This window comes from Aequorivita sp. IT1282 (assembly GCF_058068205.1).
This window is the reverse complement of sequence record NZ_JBYRHR010000004.1, coordinates 436,142-453,482: the sequence shown is the minus strand read 5'-3', so window position 1 is coordinate 453,482 and position 17,341 is coordinate 436,142. Positions and strand designations below refer to the sequence as shown.

The window sequence follows — 17,341 nt, the reverse complement described above, 5'->3', positions numbered from 1 at the left end:
TTTAATCTTAGTTATATATTAGTGTTCAATTGCTTTCACAACTCGAGCCAATGATGGGAATTGAACCCATGACCTCTTCCTTACCAAGGAAACGCTCTACCCCTGAGCTACACCGGCGTAAAGTATTTAATCTTTTCCTTTTAGAAAAGGACGAGATCCCTGCCTTCGCAGGAATTTAGAGCGGGAGACCGGGTTCGAACCGGCGACATTCAGCTTGGAAGGCTGACGCTCTACCAACTGAGCTACTCCCGCATTTTTAATTCTGAAAAATCAGAATCTTGGATTTCATTATTTCAATTACTCCGTTTTCTCTGTTGAGAAAATTGATGTGGGGAGAGCAGGATTCGAACCTGCGAAGACGTAGTCAGCAGATTTACAGTCTGCCCTCGTTGGCCGCTTGAGTATCTCCCCGATTAGGAATCTCCAAAAAAGAAATTCCAAATTTTCAATATTTCAAAAATCCTTATTCAGAATCTTTAGAGCCGATAGAGGGACTCGAACCCACGACCTGCTGATTACAAATCAGCTGCTCTAGCCAGCTGAGCTACATCGGCTTTTTGATCTCTTTTTCGGGCTATATTTTAGCCATAAAAAAGTCCGCTATTTCTAACGGACTGCAAATGTAGAGAATTTATTTTTTCTACAAAACTTTTTCTAAAAAATATTACTATAAATATGCTTTTTCTTTTTGTTTCCTTTTTTTAAGTTGGCGCTCCAAAGTCTTAACAACTTCATCTGTAGCTTCTTCAAAAGTTCTGGCTTCTTTCTTAACCATCACCTCATCTCCTGGAATACTTAGCAATACTTCAACAATTTTATTTTCTTTCTCGCGTGTTTTCTGCACTTTTAAAAACACATCCGCAAAAACTATCCTATCGTAGAAGTGTTCCAGTTTCAATAATTTCTTTTCAACAAATACCAAAAGTTCATCCTTGGCAGCAAAATTGGGGGTTTGCACGTTTACTCTCATATTATATAATTTTAAAAGTTTAAATACTAAGTATTTTTATACCATACACCTCTTTTTGTTAGTTTTAGTTTCTAGGGTGAGCGTTTTTATAAACCTCTTTCAATTTAGCTATGCTATTTTGTGTGTAAACTTGTGTGGAAGCAAGACTGGAATGTCCCAACAACTCCTTTACCGCATTTATATCTGCTCCTTCATTTAAAAGATGTGTTGCAAAAGAATGCCGCAAAATATGCGGACTTTTCTTCACCTTTTCTGAAGTTTTACTAAAGTATGAATTAATAATCCGATAGACAAGATTTTCGTAGATTTTAACCCCCTTTTGGGTAAGAAACAAATATTCTGAATCTTTACTATTTTCAAGTTCATTCCTAAAAGGAAGATATTCTGTAATAGTTGCCAAAACCGTAGGCAAAAGTGGAATAATGCGCTCTTTGCTTCTTTTTCCTAAAACCTTGATTGTTTTTTGAGCGAAAGATACATCGTTCAATTTTACATTAATCAGCTCTGCCCTACGCACGCCAGTAGAATAAAACAATTCTACTATTAAGCGGTCGCGTAATCCTTCAAAATCTTTTTCCGTTGAAAGCAACTCCATAACATTTCCTATTTCATTTTCTGAAAATGGAACTTGAATTTTTTTGGAGGTTTTCAACGCTTTGTGTTTCGCCAAAGGATTCACTTCAATCTGTGCCGTTTTCAGCAGAAATTTATAATAGGTTTTAAGTGAAGAAATTTTTCGGTTTACCGTGCGGTTAGAAATGCCCGAATCTACGAGTGAAACAACCCAACTACGAACAATGGAATAATTTACAGTTACAATATTAGCATATTGAAATTCTTCCGAAGCAAACGTTTCAAAATCCTGCAAATCTCTTAAATAAGCAGTCACCGTATGTGGCGAATACTTTTTTTCAAGTTGCAAATAGTCTATGAAGGCTTGGAAGGACATTTTTTCGGTTATCTGTTATCTGTTATCTGTTATCTGTTATCTGTTATCTGGAACATTACAAAATAACTCAATAACCCATTAACGCAATAATTTTTACCCATAAAAAAATCCGTTGGAATAAATTCCAACGGATTTTTAGTTTCTATTTTCAAAAAAGAAATACTAGATTTCTTCCTGATCTCTTAAGTTCTGAATGTATTGAGCTTTTTGCATTTGTGCTCTTTTCTTAACAGATGGCTTCGAAAAAGCTTGTCTAGAACGCAACTGGCGCATAGTTCCTGTACGATCAAATTTACGTTTGAAACGCTTCAGGGCTCTGTCGATATTTTCTCCGTCTTTAACTGGTATAATTAACATAGTGTCATCACCTCCTCTCTTTAGGACGGCAAAAGTATAAAAAAGTATTTAGTTTTCAGTAATCAGTATTCAATTTTTTTAATAAAAATTATTCTTTATATAAAGAAGCACGTTTACTCAAGTCCTGAATTAGCTTTTCCTCTTCTTTACTCTCCAGCAATACGTTGTAATTCTTCCAAAACGACTCATTGTATGGTTTGCTAGAAAATATATCTGCAGACCAATCATTTTGTTGTAATTCTTGGTTTATTAATTCCGGATCTTGAATTATATCACTGAATAATATTTCCTGAATGGTGTAATAATATTGTTCGTCTTTATCAAATCCTGGCTCTGCTTCAGTTTTCACTCTTTCTGAAGATCGATCACCCGTGTTTACAAGCTTTGGAGTTTCGTAGTAAATATAGTTGGGATACATCTTTCCGTCGTATTCCATATACGTTATAACGAGTTTGTGGATAGTTTGAGAATCAAACAGGCTTTTACTGCGCTTTTTCTGAACATCAGAAGCCGCTACAAGTTCGTATTCCACCTTTTTAATAGCGTAGTTGTCGTAATAAATATAAATCCACCCTTTTGGCTCAAAACCTTCATTGTAGATGTTTGGAGTATTTAATCCTACAAAATCTGCACCTTTAGAAATTTTAATTTTATAAAGCTTTCTTCCGTTATCCACCAAGATAGTGTCTAAAGTAAACTGTTGCTTTTCAAAAATATTTTTCCCTAATAAGGCACCCGTAACATTCGAATTTCGAACTAAATTAAGTTTTCCTTTAAAAAGATTTTCCAAGCCGTTAACTCTGCTATCATTCCATTTTATGGCATCTACCAACGATTTCGTTTTTACTGAATTTCTACTTACCGTTCCAGTTTTCATCCCTTTACTTTTAAGAAATGCCGAATAGGTAAACAAACTATCCACATCTCTTAGATCGTAGCTTTTGCGGTTTTCGTCAACGTTAATCTTTAGGTTATTTTTCGCGCCAGCGGCATAACTAGAATCATACAAAGTGATGGCGCTTTCAACAAGCCACTTGTATTCTTTTTTATTGCGCTCTTTGTGACGTAAAAAACCTTTTTGAAGATAAGCTTGCTCGGGCAAATTACTTGGTAGTTTTTCAATGGCTTTCGCTACAATGCCGTTACCAGTAGTAGGTCGTGGATCTGCAATTATCACTACTTCATCTAAGGAGGCTACATCTTCTTCTAAAAAAATATCGGAGCCGTTTTCAAATTCACTAATTAATACATTGAAGCTTTTATAACCAATAGACGAAATTACCAACGTATCATTCAAATATTGCTGCGGAACTTTTAAAACGAAGTTTCCATCTGCATTTGTTATTGAACCCGTGGTAGTATTTTTTATGTAAACACTTGCGCTTTCAATGGGTTGATACGTTAAGAAATCTGCAACCTTTCCTTTTAGTTCGCTTTGGGCGAAGGTGGTGGCACCGATAAAAAAAATAACTAATGTGAGTAATTGGCTTTTATTGAAATACTTCATTTTTAAAGTTAGGTTTAAATTTTAGGTGAATATAAACAACTAAGTCGCAGGCTTATATTCTTTGCCTTCAATAACCATTTTCGAAATGATTTCTCGTAAAATTTCTGAAGTTCCACCGCCAATTGGCCCTAACCTACTATCGCGCATTAAACGCGCCAATGGATACTCTTCCATATAACCGTAACCACCTAAAAATTGCAGACATTCAGTCATAACCTCATCGGCAACTTTGGTAGAAATAAGTTTACTCATGGTTGCTTCCTTTACCACATATTCGCCATCATTCAAGCGTTTTGCGGTAACGTAATTAAATGTTTTACAAACTTCAATTTCGCTCGCAATCTGTGCAACGCGGTGACGCAAGGCCTGAAATTTTGAAATACTCTTTCCAAAAGCCGTGCGCTCTTTCATATATTGAATTGTATATTCTAAAGCAAACTCGCTACGCGCATGGGCATTAACCCCCATAATTAGCCTTTCTAAAGCGAAATGCTGCATTATATACGGAAAGCCAGCATTCTCATCGCCCATTAAATTTGTAAGCGGAATTTCAACATTATCGAAAGCTATTTCTGCTGTGTCGCTTGCACGCCAACCCAATTTGTCGAGTTTAGTTGCAGAAACGCCTTTTGTATCGCGGTCTACCACAAAAATGCTAATCCCTTTATTCCCCAATTCTGGTGAAGTCTTTGCAGCAACAATAAGATAGTCGCTATAAATTCCGTTGGTAATAAATGTTTTTGAACCGTTTAAAATATAGCTATCGCCTTTTTTTACAGCCGTCGTTCGCATACCAGAAACATCGCTTCCGCCAAATGGTTCGGTAATGCAAAGACAACCTATTTTTTCACCTGTTATACTTGGTGCTAAATATTTTTCTTTTTGTTCGTGATTTGCTTCTTTTTTAAGGTGCGTCATCGCCAAATAAGCGTGTGCCCACATCGCTGCAGCAAATCCGCCACTATTTACTTTCTGAAGTTCTTCTAAGAAAATTATGGTGTAAAAAAGATCTAAATCTAACCCTCCGTATTCTTCGGGCTGAAAAATCCCAAAGTAACCCATTTCTCCAAATTTCTCCCAAATAAAGCGCTCAATGTGCCCCGTTTTTTCCCACTTTTCAATATGTGGTACTGCTTCCTTTTGTAGAAAATCTTGAAAACTTTTTCTGAAAAATTCGTGCTCCTCTGTAAAATACATCTTATTCATACTGGTCTAAAACTATTATTTATAAGCCTTTTGGCGATTTATAAAATTTACTCAACGGACAAATATAACTGAATTAGCTGTAACTTTCTTACCGTCATTCCTTCAATTTTTTCCAGTTCTTGAATGCTGTTTATTTTTTCGCGTAGTCGTCTGTATTCCCAGATTTTCTTTGCCATTTCAAATGAAACTCCGGGAATGGTGGAAATATCGGAAGCGGAGGCTGTATTTATATTTATTTGTGAAATTACTTTTGGAGATTTTACGGTGAAAAGATTAAGCGTTCGTTGCACAACGGCAGCATCCAATCCATAAACACTGTTTAGTTGAATATCATTAGAAAATCCACCCATTTTTTCCCGATAAGAAACGATACGTTTACTCAGCGCTGCCCCAATACCACTAACTTGTTGTAGCTCTTCTTCTGTCGCTTTATTGAGATCGCCTTTCTGCGCGAAAGTCTTTTCACTAAATCCCTTTTCACTTTTATAATCATTAAAATCGCGTTTGGGTTTTGGATTTGTAACCCAATCTGGGAATTTAAAATAGGGACTCAACTCATTTAACAAAGAATCTGAAACGCCAGTTATATTTTTAAAATCTGCGGCGGAATTAATCCATTTCCCTTCGCTTCGAAATTGAAGAAGCCTATCAATTTCTTCGTTAGACATGCCTAAAACGTAGCCTTTATAATCGGTAATAAAATTAGGGTTGAACGGATATCTTTTCGGTTTTCTATTTTCAATTTCAACTATACGAAGCGAATCCAATTCCTTTTGAAGCGAAACAATTTCAGCGGATGTAGCGTCGAAACTATCTTCTTCAGAAAAATCGACAAACCAATAAACGCACAGTATCGAAACGATGAGTAGTAACAAAAGCAAAATCCCACTCCGTTGCTGTTTGCTGAACGTGAAGTGGGATTTTAATTCCATATAAATTAGTTTTTACATATGCTTCTGCAAATCTTCCAAACCGTCGTCGATTGCATCATGTTTGGTTTTGATGGCTTTCATATAGCGGTTTAATTCTTTTCTAACAACTGGTGTTAATAGCACTACCCCGATAATATTCGGCACTACCATTGCAAAAATCATTGCATCAGAGAAGTTGATTACGGAACCAAGACTGATTACCGATCCAACCCATATAAAGATACAAAATAACAGTTTATAAATAAGTTCGGTAACTTTTCCTCTCCCGAAAAGGTAGATCCAACCTTGCATTCCGTAGTACGACCAAGAAATCATAGTTGAAAAAGCGAAGAGAATTACGGCTATTGTAAGTACAATTGAAAAGTGTGGAATAACACTATCAAAAGCAGTCGCAGTTAGCTCAACTCCTTCTTTCACTTCAACACCGTATTGGATAATATTGTTGTCGAAATTTGTAATTACAATTACCAAAGCAGTCATTGTACAGATTACTACGGTATCAATAAAAGGCTCCAAAAGAGCTACAATTCCTTCAGAAGCAGGATATTTTGTGCGCACTGCAGAGTGGGCAATGGCGGCAGAACCAACCCCCGCTTCGTTTGAAAATGCACCACGACGAATTCCTTGAATCATAACACCTACCAATCCACCAGCAATTCCAAGACCGGAGAATGCACCTTCAAAAATTAATGCGAACGCATCGCCAATGTGGTGATAGTTTACAACCAGAACCACAAGTGCGCCCAAGACATAAAGTCCCGCCATAAATGGTACAACTTTCTCAGTTACTTTCGCGATACGCTTAATACCACCAATAATTACCACGGCAACAACTATTGCCATTACAATTCCAAACCAGATTGCTGCACTGGTTCCCTGTAAATCAAAAAGTTGAACAAATTGGGCAGCCGCTTGGTTTGCTTGGAACATATTTCCACCACCAAAAGAACCCCCAATTACAAATATTGCGAAAACTACTGCAAGTACTTTACCTAAACCGGCCATTCCTTTTTGAGCCAAACCTTTTTTAAGATAATACATAGGGCCACCGTAAACTGTGCCATCCGGACCTACATCTCGATATTTAACACCCAAAGTACATTCGGCGAATTTTGAAGCCATACCCAGCAAACCCGCCACTATCATCCAGAAAGTTGCACCCGGCCCACCAATGGAAAGCGCCACAGCAACACCTGCAATATTTCCTAAACCTACCGTAGCAGAAAGTGCTGCAGTTAAAGCTTGAAAGTGCGAAACCTCGCCTTCGGCACTGTCATCGCGAATGGTTTCAATTAAGTTTTCTTGTTCATTGGCAGTTACATCTCCATAGAGTGTGTCTGCTCCGTGTTTTTCAATGTCTTCATATTTTCCACGTACCACTTTTATAGCAGTTCCAAAACCCGTGAAATTTATTAACTTAAAATAAATAGTGAAATAAGTAGCTCCACCAATCAATACAATTAAAACCCAGGGTATCTGAAAAGATTCAGAAAATGGTATTTCATAAAAAATAAGATCTACAAACCAGCCGGTATAATTAGCAAAAGCCTCGTCGATATACTGAGAGGCGGTGGTTTCTTGAGCAAAGGTGATAATAGGAAGTAAAAAAGCAATTAGCGAAATAAGATATTTCTTCATAGTTTATTTTTAAGATGAAACGCTTTTTGAAATAAAACGAAGCAAGATGCTTAAAAAAAACCACAATTTCAATAAAATGTAGGAAAATTTGTTAACGGTTTCTTAAACCCCGAATTCATTAATAACTCCTTCAGCTTGTTGAGAAATCTCTAAGTAATTATGGATACAACTTCTTCATAAAAATGTAGTACAACAGAATTTCAAAAATGAAATAACTAATTGCAACAAAAAAAAATCCCACTTCGTGTTTCTTAATGAACATGAAGTGGGATTATATTTTCAGAAATAAAATTTAAATTTCTCTCTCTTCTTTACTTTCTTTATGAATAGTAGCATCCATTTTATCTATTTTAATAGCATTTAAGTATTTTTTCAATTCCTTTTTCACTTTAGGCGATAGCAATACTAAACCAATAATATTCGGGAAAACCATAGCAAAAATCATAGCATCAGAAAAACCGATTACAGCTCCTAAACTTGAAGAGGCTCCAATAACTAAAAATATTAAAAACAAGACTTTGTAAGTTGTATCGGAAACTTTTCCTTTTCCAAAAAGAAACTTCCAAGATTGAAGTCCGTAATAAGACCAAGATATCATTGTAGAAATTGCAAAAAGAACAACAGCAATAGTAAGTACAATTGAAAAGTGTGGAATTGCAGAATCGAAAGCTACCGAGGTTAAATCAACTCCGTTAATTGGTTCGTTCGTTGCATTAAGCATTACATTACTCGACTCATCAAGATTACCGTATGTAAATAAATTGTGCTTGGCATTTGTAATTACAATCACGATAGCTGTCATTGTACAAATAATAACGGTATCCACAAAAGGTCCAAGTAAAGCAGTTAATCCTTCACTAGCTGGATATCGGGTTTTTACTGCAGAGTGTGCAATGGCAGCAGAACCTACACCAGCTTCATTAGAAAATGCTGCACGTTGAAACCCTACTATTAATACTCCCATTACACCACCAAAAGCAGCATTAGGATTTATTGCTCCTTGCCAAATTTGTGTCGCAGCATAAGGAATCATATCATAATTTATTCCTAGAATTATCATTCCGGCACCTACATAAATTATAGCCATAAAAGGAACAACCTTTTCGGTAACAGAACCAATTCTTTTAATTCCACCAATAATTACAAGACCCACAATAACAGCCATAACCAGACCTACATAGAGTCCTGCATTTGGGCCATCCCAATCCATTAATTGCGTTAACTGTGCGGCTGCTTGATTAGATTGAAACATATTTCCACCTCCAAAGGATCCTCCTATACACATAACGGCAAAAAATACGGCCAAGACTTTTCCGAATCCAGCCATACCCATTTCTTTTAGACCACTTGAAAGGTAATACATCGGTCCACCGTAAGTTTTTCCATCGCCATCTACTTCTCTATATTTTACTCCTAAAGTACATTCCACAAACTTTGACGCCATTCCTAATAATCCAGCTACAATCATCCATATTGTTGCTCCTGGACCACCAATGGCGATTGCAACAGCAACACCAGCAATGTTTCCTAATCCCACCGTGGCGGACAAGGAAGCTGTTAGTGCCTGAAAGTGTGAAACTTCTCCTGGAACATCGCCCGTTAATTGAACGGTATCGTGAATTTCACCGTCTTTTACTACAATTTCTTTATCTGCTGGAACGTGATGATCTAGTTTATCATACTTTCCTGAGGCTGTTTTTATACAAATTTTGATGTATCTAAAATTGACTCCATTAAAGTATAGCGTAAAAAAGAGTGCTCCCAACAGTAATATAATAATTACAATTGGCATATCCTTTCCCGCTATTGTTACGGGATAGAAAATTAAATCTACGATTGGTGTTGTATATTTAGCGAAAAGGCCGTCGATTTTTTCACCGAAACTTTTTTGCTCTTGGGCGAATGTGATAAATGGTAAGAAAAATACAATTAGCGAAAGAAGAAATTTCTTCATAATGGATTTTTAAGATTTGTTTTAGAAATGTAAAAAAAGCAAGATGCCTAAATTTTATTACAATTTCAATGAATCCACTATAAATTTGTTAACGAATCGTTAAACTCCGTATTCTTTTTTAAGGCTTTCTATCTGATCAGGACGCCCTATCAGTATTAATTTTGAGTTTTTCTGAAGAACCAAAGACGGTTCTGGATTTACAATATATTCTCCCGTAGGAGAACGATACCCAATAATAGAACAACCTGTTTTTTTACGAACATCCAAATCTTTAATGGCTTGCTCCCTGCCTTGCGGGCACATTTTTTCAAAAGGTATTTGTTCTACATTAATGCTATCCTGCTCTCCGGCAACGGTTAAATTGTCTAAAAACTCTACAAGATCTGGCACAACGACCAAAGAGGCCATGTGATCGCCCCCTATTTTGTCTGGCATAATTACATTATCTGCGCCGCCAAGTTTCAGTTTTTTATAGCTAGTCTCTTCGCTGGCGCGACTTATTATTTTAAGGTTTTTATTCATTTGCCGCGCTGAAAGCACGATAAACAAATTGTCTGCATCATTAGGAGTAGCGCATATTAAAGTGGAAGCTCTTTCTATTCCAGCTTTTATTAAAATTTCATCTTCTATTGCATTACCTAAAACGAAGAGATATCCATCGCTTGAAAAACGATCTATTATTTCTTCATCCTTTTCAATAATAACGAAGGGACGATTATAGGCTGACAGCTTCTGGGCTGCTTGTTTTCCGTTTCTTCCATAACCGCAAACGATGATGTGATTATGCATGGAGTCCAATTTTTTCTGCACTTTTTTCTGTCTTAAAATACCTATGTTTTTACTTAAAATATATTCTGTTATAACCGAAATAGCATAACCAACGATAAAGATACTCGAAATGATTAGAAGCGAAACAAAAATTTTTTCACTGGGACTCAGCGGCATTACTTCGCCATAACCCACCGTAGTTACAGTAATAACCGTCATATAAAATGCATCGATCCAACTGTAATCTGAAAAATAATGAAAGCCAATTACACCCGTCATAAATACTACAATTAAGAGTATTATGGCGACTGTTATTTTAGAACTGAAGAATTGCTTCATAAATCAAAAACCGAGGTTCGTTTGGTATTCACCAAATCTTTCAACCTTAAAACGAAGGCTAAAGTAAGATAGATTGCAAAGCCTGCGCCCAAAGTGGCAAAGGAAACATATATAAAAAAAAGACGCACACTTTTAGCGCGCATACCTAACCTATCTGCCAAACGAGTAGATACGTAGAATCCACGTTTTTCAAGGTAATGCCGTAATGAATAAACCGCTTGCAACATACCTGCAAATTACGCTTTTTCACGATAAACTTGTAAACTGTAATGAAGAAAAAAAATCAGTTTTCAATCTTTGCATCTGTACTCCCTTTATCTTGGGAGCCAAGAAAAACATTTCCAATAGCACATTGCAAACATTTGTTTTTATCGCAATATTCATTTTTTAGTTGAAGCAGCGCTTGGCTTTGCCATGCTTTAATTGCAATGTTTTGTAGTGAGTTGTATTTATTTACAACGGTGTTTTTTTCGGAAGAAATTTCAGAAGCCAGTTGCATTATTTCGTCGGAAGCGTCCTTGCCGTGTTGTATTGCATAGCAGAACTTCAACGGAATAATGGTATTGATTATTAATAAATCGACAAAACTTTTGGTAATCCGCTTTTTACGTCCTAAAGAACCAATGCCAAAATTGTAATGAGTATCCCAATATTCGCTGCCAGATACATTAAAAAGCGAATAAAAATCTTTTAAATTATTGGTGTCAATTACCTGAGAAAACAAGTTTTCCCGCTCAGAATAAAGCGTTGCAAATTGTGCTAAACGTACGGTGGGAAAGTTTGGAGGCCGCAACCTAAAAAATTTGGGAGCAATGACAGTTTCATTTTCCAACCCAAATTTATGTTTTAAATATTTGTAGGTTGTTTTAAGTGTTTTAAAATACCAATCTTCGGTTTCACCTTCCAGCAAACCTGCTTGACCAATGAGCAATGCTTCAAGATCTTGCCGTTCTTGGCTACATTTTTTTATCACAGAAAAATCTATAGACTTCGCTATGCTGAAAAAGGAGTCGCTATTTACCTTTAACCCAAAATTTTTACACAGCATTCTAAAAAGCAAAGATTCCCAGTGATTCTGAGTGTCTTTCAATTCTTTTAAAAGCAACTCTTCCTTTTTTTGAAGCCTTTCAAAATAAAGTCGTTCCAACCAATTCTGAAAAGTAAAAGAATCCACAGACGCAAATTCGTTTTCACAATTAATCCACTTTTTTTCTCCTGAAAATAATTTTTGGTATTGTACAAGTGAAGTTTTCGGAATGTGTTTTTGTACTACAAAAGTAGGAATGACGCTCCCGTCTTTTCTATAAATTTCGGCGTCATGTTCCCAAACAACGTGCAGTATTACATTGTCATAAGCAGCATCAGTTTCGTGGCCGTGCGCGTACCAGTCTGAAGATTTTATGTGTATTTCAATATTGCCTGCCCAAAGTTGCCCGTCTAGCTCTATCTGGGCATTGAAAAAATCAGGACCCGAATTTAAGTTGTGGCTCCCTGGTTTTTTTATGTGGAGATTTTCATCATTCGAAGTGTAAAAACTGCTCACATCAAATTTCTGAAATTTCCACACATAGTGCAGAAAATCTTCTTTCATTTGAATAATATTTAAGTGAGGAGCTCTAGAAAGTAAAGGTAGGTAAAAATGTTAGGCCTCAGCCTCCTCCTTTTGCTTTTTATTGCGCGTATCAGCTTGTTTTTCAACTTTTTCTGTGATAGTATCCACATACAGAATGCGGTTCCACTTGTATAATCTTCGTGAAAGTAAAACATATCTGAAAATGCCAATTGCTAAAAAAATTACACAAACAACCAATGCAACATAGCCCAACCATTGTATTCTTTCAAAATCTTTTAATTGTAAAATACCGATGCCGCCCAAAAGGAGATAGAGTGAAGAACGTATGTAGGAAAGCAGCGTGCGTTCATTTGCCAATTTGGTTCGCTCCAACGCCAGAATTTCATTGGTATTGGCAGGAACAGGCCTGGTGCGCAGAAAGCGGAATAATTTTTTAGCTTCATTTTTCATAGAAGTCTAAAATTACGAATTATTTTGATGAAAGTTTAACCACGAATTCACGAATTATAATTTTTACTTTATTCGCGAATTCGTGGTGGTAAACTTAAAGCGCGCGTATAATATCGTGCTTTGTAATTATATTGAATTTCCCTTCTCCTAAATCTACCAAGACAGCGTTGTTGTCTTTATGTATTAATTTTGAAACTTCTTCAATAGTTGTGGTTTTCTTCACTATTGGGAAGGGTTTGTGCATCACTTCTCTAATTGGAAGATCTGCCACATTTTTGTTTTCAAGATATTTTCTAAGTAAATCAGTTTCATCCACAGCGCCCACAAAACCTGTTGTGTCTTCCACTGGAATTTGGCTGATGTTGTATTTTTTCATGCGCTCAATGGCGTGACCAACTAATTCTTCGGTTCTTACCGTAATCAAAGGTTTGTCTGCGTGCTCCTGTATTAAATCGGAAGCATTTTTAGCTTCGTCTTCTACAAAACCGCGTTCGCGCATCCACTCGTCGTTGTACATTTTACCCACATATCTACTTCCGTGATCGTGGAAAAGAATGACTACCACATCATCTTTCGTGAAATGGTCTTTTAGTTGGAGTAAGCCTTTTATTGCTGCTCCAGCAGAATTCCCCAAAAAGAAGCCTTCCATTTTAGCGAGCTTTTGGGTGTAGATTGCAGCGTCTTTATCGGTTACTTTCGTAAAACCATCAATTACACTAAAATCTACATTCTTCGGAAGAATATCTTCACCAATTCCTTCGGTTATGTATGGGTAAATTTCGTTTTCATCAAAAATCCCAGTTTCGTGATATTTTTTGAAAACACTTCCGTAGGTATCAATTCCCCAAACTTTTACATTTGGGTTTTGTTCCTTTAAGTATTTACCAACACCGCTAATAGTTCCGCCAGTTCCAACGCCTACAACAAAATGTGTTACTTTTCCATCGGTCTGTTTCCAGATTTCTGGGCCAGTGCTTTCGTAATGTGCTTTTGCATTGCTAGGGTTATCGTACTGATTTACGTACCAACTATTTGGAGTTTCTTCAGCAAGTCTTTTTGAAGTAGAATAATAACTACGCGGATCTTCGGGCGCAACGTTTGTAGGACAGACAACTACTTTGCTCCCTACAGCCTTTAAAATATCAATCTTTTCTTTACTTTGTTTGTCGCTGATTACGCAAATCATTTTGTAACCTTTAATAATGGCAACCAAAGCTAAGCCCATCCCAGTATTTCCAGATGTGCCTTCAATGATTGTTCCGCCCGGTTTTAAACTGCCATTGGCTTCTGCATCTTCAATCATTTTTACCGCCATTCGGTCTTTTACCGAGTTGCCGGGATTAAAAGTTTCGTATTTGGCAAGCACCAAAGCGGGAATGTCTCCAATTATTTTATTGATTTTCACCATTGGCGTGTTGCCGATGGTTCCTAATATATTTTCTGCGTATTCCATAATAAATTTTAGAATGGCAAAGGTACAAAAGAGAATTAGGATAGATTGCTTCGTTCCTTGCAATGTTATTCAAAACGAATCGCCTTCACCGGAGAAATCTTCGCAATAATAAATGAAGGAATTAAAAGCATTATAAGACACAGTAGAAAAGTGCCCGCATTCAATATTAAAATGTAATCCCAATTTAAATAAATAGGAGCTTCATTTACATAATAGGTGTCTGGATTTAGTTTGAAAACTTTGCCGTATTTCTGAACCAAAAGCAGTCCAATGCCAATCACATTTCCCCAAAAAAGACCGACGCCAATTAAATACATCGCATTGTAAAGAAATACTTTGCGCACGCTCCAATCGCTACTTCCCAAAGCTTTTAGAATCCCGATCATTTGGGTGCGCTCCAAAATTAAGACCAAAAGCGCAGTAATCATATTAATCCCCGCAACCAAAATCATAATCCCAATAATCATTATAATGTTGAAGTCGAAAAGATCCAGCCATTCAAAAATGGAGGCGTATTTTTGGCGGATGGTTTGGGTGTCTAGCGTGCTGCTGGTTTCGTTGTAAACGTCGTTACCGATTGGTATAATCTGATCAAAATCGTTTACAAAAACTTCAAAAGCACCAATCTGATCGTCTTCCCATTTGTTTAATCGCTGAACGTGGCGAATGTCTGTAATTATAAATTGCTCGTCAAATTGTTGAAAACCGCTATTGTAAATACCCACAATATTAAAACCACGACTGCGTGGTGTTTTAGAAACCTCGTCATTTAAAAAGAAAGTGGTTATTCTATCGCCAAGTTTTAAGTTTAGCCTGTTCACCAAATATTCCGAAATCAAAATATCGCCGTTCAAATCACCTTTAAAATCAGGGATTTTTCCTTCAATTAAATAGTCTTCAAAATATTCCCAAGAATAATCGTCACCTACGCCTTTTACAACCACGCCTTCAAAATCGGTTTCTGTGCGGATTACGCCACCTTTAGAAGCGGTAATCTGTACGTGTTTTATGCCTTCAATGTTTTTGAACGTTGGATAAAAATCTTGGTTTTTTGAAATTGGGTTTTGGGAATCGTTGGAAAAATTGGTGTCGAAATTCGTAATAATAATATCACCATTGAAAGCAGAAACCTTTTCGCGTATCTTTTTTTGAAGTCCGACGCCAGTTGCTATTGAGATTAGCATCATAATAATACCGAGCGCGATTGCAGTGATTGCAATTTTTATTATCGGTGCCGAAATACTACTTTTATAGTCCTTGGAAGCAATGATGCGCCGGGCGATGAAAAATTCGAAATTCACTGAAGTTTTATGGCTTTAACTTTTTTCAAAAATACAGTTTTATTGGTTGTTTTGACCATTTTTTCCTGCGGAAGTTCGGTGGAGAAAAAAGAACAAAGAGAAAAGAACAAAGACAAAAATCAGGACCAGAAAACAAGACTCATTACTCAAGACGACACTTCGACTTCGCTCAGTGACCAAGAAATTATTGTTGGTGCAGAGAAATTTTATCTTTATGCTGAACTTTTGAAAGGTAAAAATGTTGGCGTTGTTGCCAATCAAACTTCAATTGTATATCAAGAATCTAACCGACCCGATATTTACCCTGAACGAAATACACCAATTACAAATGTGCATTTGGTAGATTTTCTAATTTCGAAAAAAGTTTCCGTAAAAAAAGTTTTTGCCCCAGAACACGGTTTCCGTGGCACTGCCGATGCGGGGGAACATGTAAAAGATGGCATTGATTCAAAAACGGGCGTTCCCTTAATTTCACTTTACGGAAGCAACAAAAAACCGTCGCAGGAACAATTAAAAGGAATTGATGTTGTGGTTTTCGATATTCAAGATGTTGGCGCACGGTTTTACACTTATATTTCTACGCTGCATTATGTTATGGAAGCTTGCGCAGAGTTGGGAATTCCTGTGATAGTTTTAGACCGTCCGAACCCGAACGGGCACTTTATTGACGGACCAATTTTAGAAAAAGAGCATCAAAGTTTTGTGGGAATGCACCCAGTGCCTATCGTTCATGGAATGACTATTGGCGAATACGCCGCTATGATAAATGGTGAAGGGTGGTTAGATAATTTAGGAAGCGATTGGTCTAAAAAAAGAACGTATTGCGACCTTACCATTATAAAAATGAAAAACTACACGCACCAAAAACCATATTCCTTACCCATAAAACCGTCACCAAATTTGCCGAACGATCAATCCATAAACCTCTACCCTAGCCTCTGTTTTTTTGAAGGTACATTTATAAATGCTGGTCGTGGCACGGATATGCAATTTCAAGTTTTTGGGGCACCGAGTCTGCCTGCTTCAAAATATACTTTTGCATATACACCGCAATCCAACGATGGCGCGAAAGACCCAAAATTTAAAGGCCAACTTTGCCACGGAAAAGATCTTCGGAAGGAACCGCGATTGAGTAAAATTAATTTGGAATGGTTGATTGACGCATTCAACGCCAACGGGAAAAAGAAAGATTTTTTCAATTCGTTTTTCGTGAAATTAGCTGGAACAAAAACATTGCAGCAACAGATTGAACAAGGATTATCTGCGGAAGAAATTCGGGATTCTTGGAAGGAAGGACTTGTAGATTTTGAGAAGGTACGGAGCAAGTATTTGCTTTACCCTTGAATAAGTAGCAGAGGCAGTTGCAGTTGGCAGTCTGAGTGAATACTGCGCAATGCAACTGCCTACTGCTACTTTTTTTCACTGATACTTACTTAAAAGTCGTTTCATTTCCTCCACAATATTAAATGCCGCCGGACAAATAGCAACATTCTGCATCGTTAAGTTTGAAATCTGCTGAAACTTTTTTCGATCTGTATGTGGGAATTCGCGGCAAGCTTTCGGGCGCACATCGTAAATACTACAATAATTATCGGCTCCCAAAAAAGTGCAGGGAACACTTTTTAAAACATAATCTTTGTCTTCATCAACCCGTAGATAGGCTTCAATAAACTGCTGCGGTTTCATTCGGAAATGTTTCGAAATACGCTCAACGTCTTTATCGGTAAAAAGCGGACCCGTGGTTTTGCAGCAATTGGCGCAGGTAAGGCAATCGGTTCTTTTAAACTCTTCCTCGTGCAATTCCTGCATTAAAGTGTCCAAATGTTTGGGCGGCTTTTTCTTCAGCTTTGCGAAAAACTTTTTGTTTTCAGGCTCAGCTTCCTTTGCTTTCTTCGGAAGTTGTTTCAGAATATTTTCCATTATAATCCTTCTTTACGACTTAAC

The 17,341-nt window shown here is 37.0% G+C and carries 16 protein-coding genes and 4 tRNA genes; 1 reads left to right on the top strand and 19 read right to left on the bottom strand.

Features of this window, described 5'->3' with window-relative positions:
- Positions 1-45: 45 nt before the first annotated feature.
- The 18 genes from AC3RVG_RS11375 to AC3RVG_RS11290 all read right to left on the bottom strand — a co-directional run bounded on the left by AC3RVG_RS11375 (position 46) and on the right by AC3RVG_RS11290 (position 15,397).
- Positions 46-117, bottom strand: a tRNA-Thr gene (locus tag AC3RVG_RS11375).
- A 62-nt stretch (positions 118-179) separates the two neighbouring features.
- Positions 180-252 (bottom strand) — tRNA-Gly (locus AC3RVG_RS11370).
- A gap of 77 nt (positions 253-329) precedes the next feature.
- A tRNA-Tyr gene (locus AC3RVG_RS11365) sits at positions 330-411 on the bottom strand.
- Positions 412-480: 69 nt separating this feature from the next.
- Positions 481-554 (bottom strand) — tRNA-Thr (locus AC3RVG_RS11360).
- A gap of 113 nt (positions 555-667) precedes the next feature.
- The gene (hpf, locus tag AC3RVG_RS11355; protein ID WP_489691578.1) at positions 668-970 is read right to left on the bottom strand and encodes a ribosome hibernation-promoting factor, HPF/YfiA family; all 303 of its coding nucleotides are present in this window, start codon (positions 968-970) and stop codon (positions 668-670) included.
- Between the two features lie 64 nt (positions 971-1,034).
- Complete coding sequence (locus tag AC3RVG_RS11350; protein WP_489691577.1) at positions 1,035-1,919, bottom strand: tyrosine-type recombinase/integrase; 885 nt, start codon at positions 1,917-1,919, stop codon at positions 1,035-1,037.
- Between the two features lie 162 nt (positions 1,920-2,081).
- On the bottom strand, positions 2,082-2,276 hold the full coding sequence (gene rpsU / locus AC3RVG_RS11345; protein ID WP_489691576.1) for a 30S ribosomal protein S21: 195 nt from the start codon (positions 2,274-2,276) through the stop codon (positions 2,082-2,084).
- 88 nt (positions 2,277-2,364) lie between these two features.
- Positions 2,365-3,783, bottom strand: a complete 1,419-nt coding sequence (locus AC3RVG_RS11340) for a carboxypeptidase-like regulatory domain-containing protein (protein ID WP_489691575.1) — start codon at positions 3,781-3,783, stop codon at positions 2,365-2,367.
- A gap of 39 nt (positions 3,784-3,822) precedes the next feature.
- Positions 3,823-4,989 carry an acyl-CoA dehydrogenase family protein gene (locus AC3RVG_RS11335; protein ID WP_489691574.1) on the bottom strand — a complete coding sequence of 389 codons (1,167 nt, stop codon included), beginning with the start codon at positions 4,987-4,989 and terminating at the stop codon, positions 3,823-3,825.
- A gap of 47 nt (positions 4,990-5,036) precedes the next feature.
- The gene (locus tag AC3RVG_RS11330; RefSeq protein ID WP_489691573.1) at positions 5,037-5,921 is read right to left on the bottom strand and encodes a ComEA family DNA-binding protein; all 885 of its coding nucleotides are present in this window, start codon (positions 5,919-5,921) and stop codon (positions 5,037-5,039) included.
- Positions 5,922-5,933: 12 nt separating this feature from the next.
- A complete protein-coding gene (locus AC3RVG_RS11325) occupies positions 5,934-7,559 on the bottom strand; it encodes an alanine/glycine:cation symporter family protein (RefSeq protein WP_489691572.1) in 1,626 nt (541 codons plus the stop codon).
- Positions 7,560-7,851: 292 nt separating this feature from the next.
- Positions 7,852-9,513: an alanine/glycine:cation symporter family protein gene (locus tag AC3RVG_RS11320; RefSeq protein ID WP_489691571.1), complete on the bottom strand. Its 1,662-nt coding sequence runs from the start codon at positions 9,511-9,513 to the stop codon at positions 7,852-7,854.
- 99 nt (positions 9,514-9,612) lie between these two features.
- Positions 9,613-10,620 carry a potassium channel family protein gene (locus tag AC3RVG_RS11315; protein ID WP_489691570.1) on the bottom strand — a complete coding sequence of 336 codons (1,008 nt, stop codon included), beginning with the start codon at positions 10,618-10,620 and terminating at the stop codon, positions 9,613-9,615.
- Positions 10,617-10,847, bottom strand: a complete 231-nt coding sequence (locus tag AC3RVG_RS11310; RefSeq protein WP_489691569.1) for a PspC domain-containing protein — start codon at positions 10,845-10,847, stop codon at positions 10,617-10,619. Before AC3RVG_RS11310 ends, AC3RVG_RS11315 begins: the two co-directional genes overlap by 4 nt.
- 56 nt (positions 10,848-10,903) lie before the next feature.
- Positions 10,904-12,211: a DUF2851 family protein gene (locus tag AC3RVG_RS11305; RefSeq protein ID WP_489691568.1), complete on the bottom strand. Its 1,308-nt coding sequence runs from the start codon at positions 12,209-12,211 to the stop codon at positions 10,904-10,906.
- A gap of 51 nt (positions 12,212-12,262) precedes the next feature.
- Positions 12,263-12,643, bottom strand: a complete 381-nt coding sequence (locus AC3RVG_RS11300; RefSeq protein WP_489691567.1) for a DUF202 domain-containing protein — start codon at positions 12,641-12,643, stop codon at positions 12,263-12,265.
- Between the two features lie 94 nt (positions 12,644-12,737).
- Positions 12,738-14,096, bottom strand: a complete 1,359-nt coding sequence (locus AC3RVG_RS11295) for a pyridoxal-phosphate dependent enzyme (protein ID WP_489691566.1) — start codon at positions 14,094-14,096, stop codon at positions 12,738-12,740.
- Positions 14,097-14,161: 65 nt separating this feature from the next.
- Positions 14,162-15,397: an ABC transporter permease gene (locus AC3RVG_RS11290; protein ID WP_489691565.1), complete on the bottom strand. Its 1,236-nt coding sequence runs from the start codon at positions 15,395-15,397 to the stop codon at positions 14,162-14,164.
- 9 nt (positions 15,398-15,406) lie between these two features.
- Here AC3RVG_RS11290 and AC3RVG_RS11285 point away from each other — a divergent pair, with 9 nt between their 5' ends.
- Positions 15,407-16,741 carry an exo-beta-N-acetylmuramidase NamZ family protein gene (locus AC3RVG_RS11285; protein ID WP_489691564.1) on the top strand — a complete coding sequence of 445 codons (1,335 nt, stop codon included), beginning with the start codon at positions 15,407-15,409 and terminating at the stop codon, positions 16,739-16,741.
- Between the two features lie 75 nt (positions 16,742-16,816).
- On the opposite strand, the gene AC3RVG_RS11280 is transcribed toward AC3RVG_RS11285, so the two are convergent.
- Positions 16,817-17,317, bottom strand: coding sequence for a YkgJ family cysteine cluster protein (locus AC3RVG_RS11280; protein ID WP_489691563.1), 501 nt, complete (start codon positions 17,315-17,317; stop codon positions 16,817-16,819).
- Positions 17,318-17,341 lie beyond the last annotated feature (24 nt).

Excerpts from the sequence above, each read along its gene's own strand:
- AC3RVG_RS11335 (WP_489691574.1), bottom strand. The coding sequence starts at position 4,989 with ATGAATAAGATGTATTTTACAGAGGAGCACGAATTTTTCAGAAAAAGT.
- AC3RVG_RS11340 (WP_489691575.1), bottom strand. The coding sequence starts at position 3,783 with ATGAAGTATTTCAATAAAAGCCAATTACTCACATTAGTTATTTTTTTT.
- AC3RVG_RS11310 (WP_489691569.1), bottom strand. The coding sequence starts at position 10,847 with ATGTTGCAAGCGGTTTATTCATTACGGCATTACCTTGAAAAACGTGGA.
- AC3RVG_RS11285 (WP_489691564.1), top strand. The coding sequence starts at position 15,407 with ATGGCTTTAACTTTTTTCAAAAATACAGTTTTATTGGTTGTTTTGACC.
- AC3RVG_RS11315 (WP_489691570.1), bottom strand. The coding sequence starts at position 10,620 with ATGAAGCAATTCTTCAGTTCTAAAATAACAGTCGCCATAATACTCTTA.
- AC3RVG_RS11320 (WP_489691571.1), bottom strand. The coding sequence starts at position 9,513 with ATGAAGAAATTTCTTCTTTCGCTAATTGTATTTTTCTTACCATTTATC.
- hpf (WP_489691578.1), bottom strand. The coding sequence starts at position 970 with ATGAGAGTAAACGTGCAAACCCCCAATTTTGCTGCCAAGGATGAACTT.
- AC3RVG_RS11280 (WP_489691563.1), bottom strand. The coding sequence starts at position 17,317 with ATGGAAAATATTCTGAAACAACTTCCGAAGAAAGCAAAGGAAGCTGAG.
- AC3RVG_RS11350 (WP_489691577.1), bottom strand. The coding sequence starts at position 1,919 with ATGTCCTTCCAAGCCTTCATAGACTATTTGCAACTTGAAAAAAAGTAT.
- AC3RVG_RS11295 (WP_489691566.1), bottom strand. The coding sequence starts at position 14,096 with ATGGAATACGCAGAAAATATATTAGGAACCATCGGCAACACGCCAATG.
- AC3RVG_RS11300 (WP_489691567.1), bottom strand. The coding sequence starts at position 12,643 with ATGAAAAATGAAGCTAAAAAATTATTCCGCTTTCTGCGCACCAGGCCT.
- AC3RVG_RS11325 (WP_489691572.1), bottom strand. The coding sequence starts at position 7,559 with ATGAAGAAATATCTTATTTCGCTAATTGCTTTTTTACTTCCTATTATC.
- rpsU (WP_489691576.1), bottom strand. The coding sequence starts at position 2,276 with ATGTTAATTATACCAGTTAAAGACGGAGAAAATATCGACAGAGCCCTG.
- AC3RVG_RS11330 (WP_489691573.1), bottom strand. The coding sequence starts at position 5,921 with ATGGAATTAAAATCCCACTTCACGTTCAGCAAACAGCAACGGAGTGGG.
- AC3RVG_RS11305 (WP_489691568.1), bottom strand. The coding sequence starts at position 12,211 with ATGAAAGAAGATTTTCTGCACTATGTGTGGAAATTTCAGAAATTTGAT.